Source organism: Pseudomonas sp. PDM13, assembly GCF_025685765.1.
In the GTDB taxonomy this organism is placed as follows: domain Bacteria; phylum Pseudomonadota; class Gammaproteobacteria; order Pseudomonadales; family Pseudomonadaceae; genus Metapseudomonas; species Metapseudomonas solani.
In genome coordinates, this window is sequence record NZ_JAOTQU010000013.1 from 135,615 (window position 1) to 147,324 (window position 11,710).

At 64.8% G+C, this 11,710-nt stretch carries 10 protein-coding genes; 6 read left to right on the forward strand and 4 right to left on the reverse strand.

Annotated elements, in window-relative coordinates:
• Positions 1-31: 31 nt before the first annotated feature.
• Complete coding sequence (gene cysS, locus OEJ36_RS15465) at positions 32-1,417, reverse strand: cysteine--tRNA ligase (protein WP_263402236.1); 1,386 nt, start codon at positions 1,415-1,417, stop codon at positions 32-34.
• Complete coding sequence (locus OEJ36_RS15470) at positions 1,417-3,084, reverse strand: glutamine--tRNA ligase/YqeY domain fusion protein (RefSeq protein WP_263402237.1); 1,668 nt, start codon at positions 3,082-3,084, stop codon at positions 1,417-1,419. Before OEJ36_RS15470 ends, cysS begins: the two co-directional genes overlap by 1 nt.
• 121 nt (positions 3,085-3,205) lie before the next feature.
• Here OEJ36_RS15470 and OEJ36_RS15475 point away from each other — a divergent pair, with 121 nt between their 5' ends.
• From OEJ36_RS15475 to OEJ36_RS15485, 3 genes are all read left to right on the forward strand, one after another.
• Positions 3,206-3,700 (forward strand): peptidylprolyl isomerase, encoded by a 495-nt coding sequence (locus tag OEJ36_RS15475; protein WP_263402238.1) that lies wholly within the window; start codon positions 3,206-3,208, stop codon positions 3,698-3,700.
• Positions 3,697-4,419, forward strand: coding sequence for a UDP-2,3-diacylglucosamine diphosphatase (gene lpxH, locus OEJ36_RS15480; RefSeq protein ID WP_263402239.1), 723 nt, complete (start codon positions 3,697-3,699; stop codon positions 4,417-4,419). Before OEJ36_RS15475 ends, lpxH begins: the two co-directional genes overlap by 4 nt.
• 103 nt (positions 4,420-4,522) lie before the next feature.
• Positions 4,523-5,860 carry an SPFH domain-containing protein gene (locus tag OEJ36_RS15485; protein WP_263402240.1) on the forward strand — a complete coding sequence of 446 codons (1,338 nt, stop codon included), beginning with the start codon at positions 4,523-4,525 and terminating at the stop codon, positions 5,858-5,860.
• Positions 5,861-5,922: 62 nt separating this feature from the next.
• Here OEJ36_RS15485 and OEJ36_RS15490 read toward each other — a convergent pair whose 3' ends face one another.
• Positions 5,923-6,531: a tRNA-(ms[2]io[6]A)-hydroxylase gene (locus tag OEJ36_RS15490; protein ID WP_263402241.1), complete on the reverse strand. Its 609-nt coding sequence runs from the start codon at positions 6,529-6,531 to the stop codon at positions 5,923-5,925.
• Positions 6,532-6,747: 216 nt separating this feature from the next.
• Here OEJ36_RS15490 and OEJ36_RS15495 point away from each other — a divergent pair, with 216 nt between their 5' ends.
• On the forward strand, positions 6,748-7,611 hold the full coding sequence (locus tag OEJ36_RS15495; protein WP_263402242.1) for a universal stress protein: 864 nt from the start codon (positions 6,748-6,750) through the stop codon (positions 7,609-7,611).
• 73 nt (positions 7,612-7,684) lie between these two features.
• On the opposite strand, the gene OEJ36_RS15500 is transcribed toward OEJ36_RS15495, so the two are convergent.
• Positions 7,685-8,161, reverse strand: a complete 477-nt coding sequence (locus OEJ36_RS15500; RefSeq protein WP_043246700.1) for a DUF1289 domain-containing protein — start codon at positions 8,159-8,161, stop codon at positions 7,685-7,687.
• Between the two features lie 400 nt (positions 8,162-8,561).
• Between OEJ36_RS15500 and acnB the strand changes: the two genes are divergently transcribed.
• Both acnB and OEJ36_RS15510 read left to right on the forward strand, forming a co-directional pair.
• Positions 8,562-11,162: a bifunctional aconitate hydratase 2/2-methylisocitrate dehydratase gene (acnB, locus tag OEJ36_RS15505; protein WP_263402243.1), complete on the forward strand. Its 2,601-nt coding sequence runs from the start codon at positions 8,562-8,564 to the stop codon at positions 11,160-11,162.
• Positions 11,163-11,368: 206 nt separating this feature from the next.
• Complete coding sequence (locus OEJ36_RS15510) at positions 11,369-11,581, forward strand: YgdI/YgdR family lipoprotein (protein ID WP_263402244.1); 213 nt, start codon at positions 11,369-11,371, stop codon at positions 11,579-11,581.
• Positions 11,582-11,710: the final 129 nt, after the last annotated feature.

Consider the following 11,710-nt stretch of genomic DNA (forward strand, 5'->3'; position numbering starts at 1 on the left):
TCGAAAGCGGCCTCGTTCATGGCGCGTACGCCTACTCGGCGAGGCGCCAGGTGGTGCCGCCCTTGCCGTCTTCCAGGACCACGCCCAGGGCGGTGATCTGGTCGCGGATGCGGTCGGACTCGGCCCAGTTCTTGTCCGCGCGCGCTTGCAGGCGCGCCTGGATCAGGGCTTCGACCTCGGCGGCGTCGACCTTGCCGGAGGCACCGGCCTGGAGGAAGGCGTCCGGGTCCAGCTGCAGCAGGCCGAGCAGGCCGCCCAGGGCCTTGAGACGGGCCGCCAGGGCTGCCGCAGCGGCCAGGTCGGTGTCGCGCAGGCGGTTGACCTCGCGGGCCATGTCGAACAGCACGGCGACGGCTTCGGGGGTGTTGAAGTCGTCATCCATGGAGGCATTGAAGCGCTCGACGAAGGCTTCGCCCTCGGCGGCGGGCGCCTCGGGCAGGCCGCGCAGGGCGGTGTAGAAGCGTTCCAGCGCGCCCTTGGCTTCCTTGAGGTTGTCTTCGGAATAGTTGATCGGGCTGCGGTAGTGGCTGGAGACCAGCAGGTAGCGCACCACCTCGGGGTGGTACTTCTCCAGCACCTCGCGGATGGTGAAGAAGTTGCCCAGGGACTTGGACATCTTCTCGCCGTCCACGCGTACCGCGCCGGCGTGCATCCAGGCCTTGGCGTAGAGCTTGCCGGTGGCCGCCTCGCTCTGGGCGATCTCGTTCTCGTGGTGGGGGAACACCAGGTCCGGGCCGCCGCCGTGGATGTCGAAGGTCTCGCCCAGGCAGCAGGTGGACATCACCGAGCACTCGATGTGCCAGCCGGGGCGACCGGGGCCCCAGGGCGATTCCCAGCTCGGCTCGCCGGGCTTGGCGCCCTTCCAGAGCACGAAGTCCAGCGGGTCTTCCTTGGATTCGTCGACCTCGATGCGCGCGCCGATCTTCAGCTCGTCGATGCGACGGCGGGACAGCTTGCCGTAGCCCTCGAACTTGCCCACGCGGTAGTAGACGTCGCCATTGCCGGGGGCATAGGCGAAGCCCTTGTCGATCAGGGTCTGGATCATCGTGTGCATGCCGGCGATGTGGCCGGTGGCGCGGGGCTCGATGTCCGGGCGCAGCACGGCGAGGCGCGCTTCGTCTTCGTGCATGGCGGCGATCATGCGGTCGACCAGGGCTTCGAACGGCTCGCCGTTCTCCTGGGCGCGACGGATGATCTTGTCGTCGATGTCGGTGATGTTGCGCACGTAGGTCACGTCGTAGCCGCGCTCACGCAGCCAGCGGGTGACCACATCGAAGGCGACCATCACGCGGGCGTGGCCGATGTGGCAGAAGTCGTACACGGTCATGCCGCACACGTACATGCGCACGCTGTTGCCTTCCAGGGGCTGGAAGGTTTCCTTGACCTTGCTGAGGGTGTTGTAGATCGACAGCGCCATCATTGCCCCCAGGAATCACGCAGGGTGACGGTGCGGTTGAACACCGGTTTGCCGGGCTGCGAGTCCTTGAGGTCGGCGACGAAGTAGCCTTCACGCTCGAACTGGAAGCGCTCCTCGGGCTGCGCATTGGCCAGGGACGGCTCGGCGCGGCAGCCGGTGAGCACCACCAGCGACTCGGGGTTGATGTTGTCGAGGAAGCTGCCGCCCTCTTCGGATTTCTCCGGGTTCGCCGAACGGAACAGGCGGTCGTACAGGCGCACTTCGCACTCGACGCTGGCCTCGGCCGGCACCCAGTGGATCACGCCCTTGACCTTGCGGCCTTCGGGGTTCTTGCCGAGGGTGTTCTCGTCATAGGAGCAACGCAGCTCGACGACGTTGCCGGCGGCATCCTTGATGGCTTCGTCGGCGCGGATCACGTAGCTGCCGCGCAGGCGCACTTCGCCACCCGGGATCAGGCGCTTGAAGCCGGCCGGCGGGACTTCTTCGAAGTCGCTGGCGTCGATGTAGATCTCGCGGGCGAAGGGCAGCGCGCGAACGCCCATGTCTTCCTTGGGGTGGCGCGGCAGTTCGAGGTTCTCGACCTGGCCTTCCGGGTAGTTGGTGATGACCACCTTGAGCGGTTTGAGCACGCACATGGCGCGGGAAGCGGTGGCGTCCAGGTGGTCACGGATGCTGAACTCCAGCATGCCGATGTCGACCACGCCACTGGCACGGTTGACGCCGACCATCTCGCAGAAGTTGCGGATCGATTCGGGGGTGTAGCCGCGACGGCGGTAGCCGGAGAGCGTCGACATGCGCGGGTCGTCCCAGCCGCTGACGTGCTTCTCGTCCACCAACTGCTTGAGCTTGCGCTTGCTGGTGATGGTGTAGTTCAGGTTCAGGCGCGAGAACTCGTACTGGCGGGGCTGCGCGGGGACCGGCAGGTTGGCCAGGAACCATTCGTAGAGCGGGCGATGGTCCTCGAACTCCAGGGTGCAGATGGAGTGGGTGATGCCTTCGATGGCGTCCGACTGCCCGTGGGTGAAGTCGTAGCTGGGGTAGATGCACCACTTGTCGCCGGTCTGATGGTGATGGGCGTGGCGGATGCGGTAGAGGATCGGGTCGCGCAGGTTGATGTTCGGCGAGGCCATGTCGATCTTGGCGCGCAGGGAGCGGGCGCCATCCGGGAACTCGCCGGCCTTCATGCGGGCGAACAGGTCCAGGTTCTCTTCCACCGAGCGCTCGCGGAACGGGCTGTTCTTGCCCGGCTCATGCAGGCTGCCGCGGTATTCACGCATCTCTTCGGCATTGAGGTCGCAGACGAACGCCTTGCCGGCCTTGATCAGCTCGATGGCCCAGGCGTGCAGCTGGTCGAAATAGTTGGAGGCGTAGCGCACCTCGCCGGACCACTGGAAGCCCAGCCATTTCACGTCGCTTTCGATGGCGTCGATGTATTCCTGGTCTTCCTTGGCCGGGTTGGTGTCGTCGAAACGCAGGTGGCAGTCACCGCCGAATTCCTTGGCCAGGCCGAAGTTCAGGCAGATCGATTTGGCATGGCCGATGTGCAGGTAGCCATTGGGCTCCGGCGGGAAGCGGGTGACGATCTTGGCGTGCGTACCGGCATCCAGGTCGGCCTGGACGATGGGGCGGAGGAAGTTGGCGGCGGCGGGGGTCTCAGGCTTGCTCATGGGATCCTTAGGTCTACGGGTGCGCGGCACAGGGTAGGCCGGTCAAATCAAAGCGCTTATCATAGCCGAAGCTGTCAACCCCCTGACAGGCCTTCGAATTCTCGACAGAGCGAATACCGAAATGATCAAGCTGCACACCAACCATGGCGTCATCACCCTGGAACTCTTCGAAGACAAAGCCCCGGAAACCGTGGCCAACTTCAAGGAGTACGTGAAGGCCGGCCACTACGATGGCACCGTCTTCCACCGCGTGATCTCCAACTTCATGATCCAGGGCGGCGGCTTCGAGCCGGGCATGAAACAGAAGACCACCCGCGCCTCCATCAAGAACGAGGCCAACAACGGCCTGTCGAACAAGGTCGGCACCGTGGCCATGGCCCGCACCATGGAGCCGCACTCGGCGTCCGCGCAGTTCTTCATCAACGTTTCCGACAACAGCTTCCTCAACCACAGCGCGCCGACTGTGCAGGGCTGGGGCTACGCGGTGTTCGGTGAAGTGACCGAAGGCATGGACGTGGTCAACAAGATCAAGGGCGTGGCCACCACCATGAAGTCCGGCCACCAGGACGTACCGGTCGACGACGTGATCATCGAGAAGGCCGAGATCGTCGAGTGATCCTGCTGATCTCCGATCTGCATCTTGAAGAGGAGCGCCCGGATATAACCCGGGCGTTTCTTCGTTTCCTGCAGACCCGCGCCAGCCAGGCCGAAGCGCTCTACATACTGGGTGACTTCTTCGAGGCCTGGATCGGCGACGACGCCATGACCCCCTTCCAACGCTCCATCGCCCAGGCCCTGCGCCAGGTGGCCGATGGCGGCACGCGCATCTTCCTGATGCACGGCAACCGCGACTTCATGATCGGCACGCGCTTCTGCCGCGAAGCCGGCTGCACCCTTCTGGCGGACCCGAGCCGCGTCGAGCTGGCCGGCCACCCGGTGCTGCTGATGCACGGCGACAGCCTGTGCACCCGCGACGAGGCCTACATGCGCATGCGGCGCATCCTGCGCAACCCCGTCGTGCTGTGGATACTGCGCCACCTACCGCTGGCCACCCGCCACAAACTGGCGCGCAAGCTGCGCAGCGAAAGCCGCATGCAGACCCGGCAGAAGGCGGTGGAAATCACCGACGTCACCCCGGAAGAAATCCCGCGCCTGCTGGCCGAACAGGGCGTACCGACGCTGATCCACGGTCATACCCACCGCCCCGCCGTGCACGAACTGCAGGTCGGCGGCCTGCCCGCGCAGCGCATCGTCCTCGGGGATTGGGATCGCCAGGGCTGGGCCCTGGAAGTCGACGAACAGGGCTTCCGCCAGGCACCTTTCGCCCTCGACTGAGCCGCGCAACGCGAACTCCTCCGCAGGCCGCGCCGGCTCTCCTTGACGGGATGGCACGCGGCCAGCAGCATCGCCGCTTTCGATTTCACGTCAAGGAGCGACCATGCCGTTCAGCGATTCCCCCTATATCAAGTACCTGATCGGCGCCGTCGCCGGCCTGGCCGCCGCCTTCGTGCTGTTCAACGGCATCTTCTTCTACAACGAAGCCGGTTTCGCCACCCACGTGCGGACCATCTTCGGCGAGGAGAAAGTGGTGGATGACGTCGGCTACGCCACCAAGTGGTTCGGCCGCGCCACGCCCTGGAAGAAGGCCCTGAGCGTGCAGTCGGTGCTCACCGAAGCGCTCAACCAGATCGACGACACCAGCGACAACGACTCCCTGGGCGCCACCATCGAGGCCTTCCCCATCGTCTTCCTCGGCAACGTCGACGCCAAGGTGGAGTCCTCCGCGCGCTTCCGCCTGCCCAGCGGCGAGCAGTTCCTCAAGATCGCCCAGGAATACCGCAACCCGGAGAACTTCATCCGCACCGCGCTGGTACCGGCGATCAAGGAAACCCTGCAGGCCACCGCCTCGCTGATGACCGCCGACGACTTCTACGCCGGCGCCCGCAGCGAGTTCGCCGCCGAGTTCGAAAACCAGCTCAATGACGGCCTCTACCTGATCAAGCGCAAGGAAGTGCGTGGCCCGCGCGGCCACGTGCCGCAGCAGACCGCCATCCTCCAGGCCGGCACCGAGCAGGGCAGCTTCGGCGATAACAACGCCAGCCAGTTCATCACCGAGAAGGTGATCGACGCCAAGGGCATGCCGGTGCGCAAGCAGCAGCAGTTCCGCAAATACGGCGTGGAAGTGGTGGAGGCGCGCATCACCAATGTCGACCCCAACCCGCAGTACAAGCAGCGCATGGTCAAGGTGCAACAGGCCCTGGCCGAGCTGGCCGTGGCCCGGCAGAACCGCCTGAAGGAAGAGGAAGAGAAGCTCCTGGTCACCGCCCGCGGTGAGAAGGAAGTGGAAGCCCGCCGCCAGGAAACCCTGCGCGACCAGATCGAGCGCACCACCCAGGCCGAGACCGAGAAGCAGCTGGCGCGTATCAACGCCGAGCGCGAAAAGGGCCGTGCCGAGATCGAGAAGCAGACCGCCGAGCTGCTGCGTGACAAGGCCAGCATCACCGCCCAGGCCACCAAGATCACCGCCGACGCCGAAGCCTATGCCCGCGAAGCGGTAATCAAGGCGGACGGCGCGCTGCAACCCAAGCTCGATGCGCTGATCGCCATCAACAAGGTGTGGGCCGAAGCCGCCGCCCAGGCGCCGGTGCCCAGCGTGATGATGGGCGCCGGGCAGAACGGCGCCAGCAGCCGCCAGGACGAGATCGGCCAGCTGATGGGCGTGCTCGCCACCAAGGCGGCCCGTGACCTGGCGCTGGACCTGAAAGTGAAGGACTGAGCCCTCCCCGGCCACAAAAAAGCGCCCCTCGGGGCGCTTTTTTCATGCGGGGTGTCTTCGGCTCACTGGGCGACCGGCACGCCACTGTGGAAGCGGAACTCCTCGTCCGTGCTCTCGATCAGCTCGCGCTCCACGTCCCGGACCTTCTCGATCACCGCATCCACGTCCGCCGCCTCGCCGTACTGGTAGGCCAGCTTCAGGTAGCCCTGGTAGTGACGCGCCTCGCTTTTCAGCAGGCCGAAGTAGAACTTGCCCAGTTCTTCGTCCAGGTGCGGCACCAGCGCCTCGAAACGCTCGCAGGAGCGCGCTTCGATGAAGGCGCCCACCACCAGGGTGTCCACCAGCTTGGCCGGCTCGTGGTTGCGCACCACCTTGCGCAAGCCGGAGGCGTAACGCGCGGCAGATACCGCGCGCAGCGGCACGCGACGCTTCTTCATGATGCGCAGGACCTGCTCGTGGTGGACCAGCTCCTCACGGGCCAGGCGCGACATGAAATTGATCAGGTCCAGGCGCGTGTTGTACTTGGCGATCAGCGCCATGGCGGTGGACGCCGCCTTGTACTCGTTGTTCTTGTGGTCGATCAGCAGGGTTTCCTGGTCCGCCAGCGCGGCCTCCACCCAGGCGGCAGGCGTGCGGCAGCCGAGGAACTCGTGGATTTCCGGGAGGTTCATGGACGGGGCGCTCCCTGGCGGGCGATGACGAGGAAGAACGGAACGGCGGGGATGGCGGACAAGGGCATGGCAATCTGGTCGGGCGGGCAATGGCGGAGCATTATACGGGGGCTGCAGGCCGCAGCCAGCTTGATGCACTGATATATGTCAAGAACGCGAAGCGTCCAGGGCAGCTACAGTGGTTCCAGCTATATGTCTTCCAGGGAGAGCACGACCATGCAAGCCATCCGCAGCATCCTCGTGGTAGTTGATCCGAACCACCCCGATGGCCTGGCGCTCAAGCGCGCCAAACTGATCGCCGGTGTGACCCAGTCGCACCTGCACCTGCTGATCTGCGACCGCAAGACGGATCACGCCGCCTACCTCGCCGACCTGACGGGCGCGCTTACCAGCGAAGGCTACAGCGTGACCAGCCAGCAGGCCTGGAACGAGAACCTGCACCAGACCGTGATCGCCGTGCAGCAGGCCGAAGGCTGCGGCCTGGTGATCAAGCAGCATGTGCCGGACAACCCGCTGAAGCGCTTCCTGCTGACGCCGGACGACTGGAAGCTGCTGCGCTACTGCCCCGGCCCGGTGCTGATGGTGAAGACCGACACGCCCTGGACCGGCGGCATCATTCTCGCGGCCGTGGACGTCGGCAACAGCGACGGCGAGCACCGTACCCTGCACGCCAGCATCATCAGCCACGGCTACGACATCGCCGGGCTGGCCAAGGGCACCCTGCACGTGATCAGCGCCCATCCCTCGCCGATGCTCTCGGCGGCGGACCCGACCTTCCAGCTCAAGGAAAGCATCGAGGCGCGCTACCGCGCCGAATGCCGCAGCTTCCAGGAGGAGTTCGACGTCAGCGACGAGCGCCTGCACGTGGAGGAAGGCCCGGCCGATGTGCTCATCCCCCACGTCGCCCACAAGCTCAAGGCGGCGGTGACGGTGATCGGCACCGTGGCCCGCACCGGTATCTCCGGCGCGCTGATCGGCAATACCGCCGAAGTGGTGCTGGACTCGCTGGAAAGCGACGTGCTGGTGCTGAAGCCGGACGAAATCATCGCCCACCTGGAGGAACTGGTCGCCCAGCGCTGACCCGCCCCATGAAAAAGCCGCCTCGATGGGCGGCTTTTTCGTGCCTGGCGTTTCGCTGCCGTGGATGAAGGGCTCAGACGCGGCTCTCCATCCCCTCCAGCAGGAAGCGCGGCGCGATGTAGCGATCGTAGTGGGCTTCCGACAAAAGGAAGAACTCCCGATCGATGGCCTCGCGCAGCTCCGGCAGCGTCCAGCCGCGGAACTCGGGCATCAGCGCCACGCCGTAGGCATCCAGGCGGTTGATCATGCGCGAGGCACGGGCGATGAGCTGGTAGGCCCAGCAGTAGGCGGACTGCTCCGGCACGAAGCGGACCTGGCGCTGCTCCAGCTGCATGCGCAGGCGATCTTCGTCGAAAACCTCGAGTTTTGCGGTCATCACCTGGACCAGGAGGATTTCCAGACGGCGCCAGACGGCGCGTTTCTCCTCGTCGTTGTAGAGGTTCCAGTTCACCACTTCATGGTGGAAGCGCTTGCAGCCACGGCATACGAGATCCCCGTAGACGGTGGAGCAGAGGCCGACGCAGGGCGTCTTGATGCGCTGATTGGACATGGCGGGAGGGTCTGGGAAAGCACGAACAGGCCGGCATCTTAGCCCTTTGTCTAGGCAGGGTCACCCCAAGAAACCCAGGGCTTTTGTCTTAACTTCGGCTCAGCTTTCCTTTAGAATTGGCCCGCCATTTTAGGCGCCAATGTCCGTTGGAAGCTGTTTTCAAAGCGTCACGAGCACAGTCCACCCGGCAGGAAAATTGGCGTTGGGCACTCCCCAGCGGGTGCCTTGCGCCAGCCCTCATCAGGCCTTCCTTCCGGCGTAAAACTTTGAAAACAGCTTCTGGATGGAACCAACGAAACCCTGGCCAGGCAGCTCACAAAGCTGCGCGGCGCACGTGTTCGCTGGATTCCTGGATGAGCGTCCCGGACAACTCCTTGGGACCACTGATGAGGGTAAAACTGTGCTTGAAGCCTATCGCAAACACGTACAAGAGCGTGCCGCCCAGGGTATCGTGCCCCAGCCGCTGAACGCCGAACAAACCGCAGGCCTGGTAGAGCTGCTGAAGAACCCGCCGGCCGGCGAAGAAGAATTCCTCGTAGACCTGATCACCAACCGCGTTCCGCCGGGCGTGGACGAAGCGGCCTATGTAAAGGCCGGTTTCCTCTCCGCCGTCGCCAAGGGTGAAGCCAAGTCCCCGCTGATCACCAAGCAGCGCGCCACCGAACTCCTCGGCACCATGCAGGGCGGCTACAACATCGCCACCCTGGTCGAGCTGCTGGATGACGCCGAGCTGGCCGCCGCCGCTGCCGAACAGCTCAAGCACACCCTGCTGATGTTCGACGCCTTCCACGACGTGGCCGAGAAAGCCAAGGCTGGCAACGCCCACGCCAAAGCCGTGCTGAAGTCCTGGGCCGCTGGCGAGTGGTTCACCAGCAAACCCGCCATCGCTGACAAGTACAGCCTGAGCGTGTTCAAGGTCACCGGCGAAACCAACACCGACGACCTGTCCCCGGCTCCCGATGCCTGGTCGCGCCCGGACATCCCGCTGCACGCCCTGGCCATGCTGAAAATGGCCCGTGACGGCATCGTCCCCGAGCAGCAAGGCGCCATCGGCCCGCTGAAGCAGATCGAAGAGATCAAGGCCAAGGGCTTCCCGGTCGCCTACGTCGGTGACGTGGTCGGTACCGGTTCCTCGCGTAAATCCGCCACCAACTCGGTGCTGTGGTTCTTCGGCGACGACATCCCCTACGTGCCGAACAAGCGCGCTGGCGGCTTCTGCTTCGGCTCCAAGATCGCCCCAATCTTCTACAACACCATGGAAGACGCCGGCGCCCTGCCGATCGAGTTCGACGTATCGAACATCAACATGGGCGACGTGATCGACGTCTACCCGCACGCCGGCAAGGTGTGCAAGCACGGCACCGACGATGTCATCACCACCTTCGAACTGAAGACCCCGGTGCTGCTCGACGAAGTCCGCGCTGGCGGCCGTATCCCGCTGATCGTCGGCCGTGGCCTGACCGAGAAAGCCCGTGCCGAACTGGGCCTGGGTTCTTCCGACCTGTTCAAGAAGCCGGAACAGCCCGCCGACAGCGGCAAGGGCTTCACCCTGGCGCAGAAGATGGTCGGCAAGGCGTGCGGCGTAGCCGGCGTTCGCCCGGGCACCTACTGCGAGCCGAAGATGACCACCGTCGGTTCCCAGGACACTACTGGCCCGATGACCCGCGACGAGCTGAAAGACCTGGCGTGCCTGGGCTTCTCCGCCGACCTGGTGATGCAGTCCTTCTGCCACACCGCCGCGTACCCGAAACCCATCGACGTCACCACCCACCACACCCTGCCGGACTTCATCCGCACCCGTGGCGGCGTGTCCCTGCGTCCTGGCGACGGCATCATCCACAGCTGGCTGAACCGCATGCTGCTGCCTGACACCGTCGGCACCGGTGGCGACTCCCACACCCGCTTCCCGATCGGCATCTCCTTCCCGGCCGGTTCCGGCCTGGTGGCCTTCGCCGCCGCCACCGGCGTCATGCCGCTGGACATGCCCGAATCCGTTCTGGTGCGTTTCAAAGGCAAGCTGCAGCCCGGTATCACCCTGCGTGACCTGGTCCATGCGATCCCCTACTACGCCATCCAGAAAGGCCTGCTGACCGTCGAGAAGAAGGGCAAGATCAACGCCTTCTCCGGCCGCATCCTGGAAATCGAAGGCCTGGACGACCTGACCGTCGAGCAAGCGTTCGAGCTGTCCGACGCCTCCGCCGAGCGTTCCGCTGCGGGCTGCACCATCAAGCTGCCGGAAAAGGCCATCGCCGAGTACCTGCAGTCCAACATCACCCTGCTGCGCTGGATGATCGGCGAAGGCTACGGCGATGCCCGCACCATGGAACGTCGCGCCCAAGCGATGGAAGCCTGGCTGGCCAACCCGCAGCTGATGGAAGCCGACAAGGACGCCGAATACGCCGAGATCATCGAGATCGACCTGGCCGACGTGAAAGAGCCGGTTCTCTGCGCTCCGAACGACCCGGACGATGCCCGCCTGCTGTCCACCGTTGCCGGCGACAAGATCGACGAAGTGTTCATCGGCTCCTGCATGACCAACATCGGCCACTTCCGCGCTGCCGGTAAGCTGCTGGACAAGGTCAAGGGCTCGATTCCGACCCGCCTGTGGCTGTCGCCGCCGACCAAGATGGACCAGCACCAGCTGACCGAGGAAGGCTACTACGGCATCTACGGCAAGGCCGGCGCGCGCATGGAAATGCCGGGCTGCTCGCTGTGCATGGGTAACCAGGCACGCGTAGCGTCGAACTCCACCGTGGTTTCGACCTCCACCCGTAACTTCCCGAACCGCCTGGGCGATGGTGCCAACGTGTACCTGGCCTCCGCCGAACTGGCGGCTGTCGCGTCCATCCTGGGCAAGCTGCCGACCGTCGAGGAGTACATGGAATACGCGAAGAGCATCGACAGCATGGCTGCCGACGTTTACCGCTACCTGTCCTTCGACCAGATCGCCGAGTACCGCGAAGCCGCTGCGAACGCCAATATCCCGGTCGTTCAAGCCTAAGCCTCACCGGCCATGAAGAAGCCCCGCCCCGTGCGGGGCTTTTTTATGGGCGCCGCTCCCACACCCGGCGTCATCCTGTAGGAGCGAATTCATTCGCGAGCTGTTCACCGCCCCCACGCATTTCCCCTCCCCCACCTTGCCAGCCCAACGCCAGCGGCTATGTTCCAAGGAGAAGCGCCCAACCGCTCATTCCAAGGAGTACCACCATGAAGAAGCACTGGATTCTCATCGCCCTCTGCCTGGTCGGCCTGGCCGGCTGCTCCAGCGAATACCTGATCAACACCACCGACGGCCAGATGCTCACCAGCGACGGCAAGCCGCAGCTGGATGAAGACACCGGCATGCTCGAGTTCGAAGACAGCGAAGGTCGCAAGCAGCAGATCCCGCAGACCCAGGTGAAACAGATCATCGAACGCTGATCCACCCTGCTCCACCCAGCCCCCGCTCCGGCGGGGGCTTTGCTTCCTGCCCCTGGCACATCGCTTGCTTTGCCCAAGGCATCAGGCCCGCTCCAACGGCGGAACGGGCCACCGGACAATGGCGTCGTC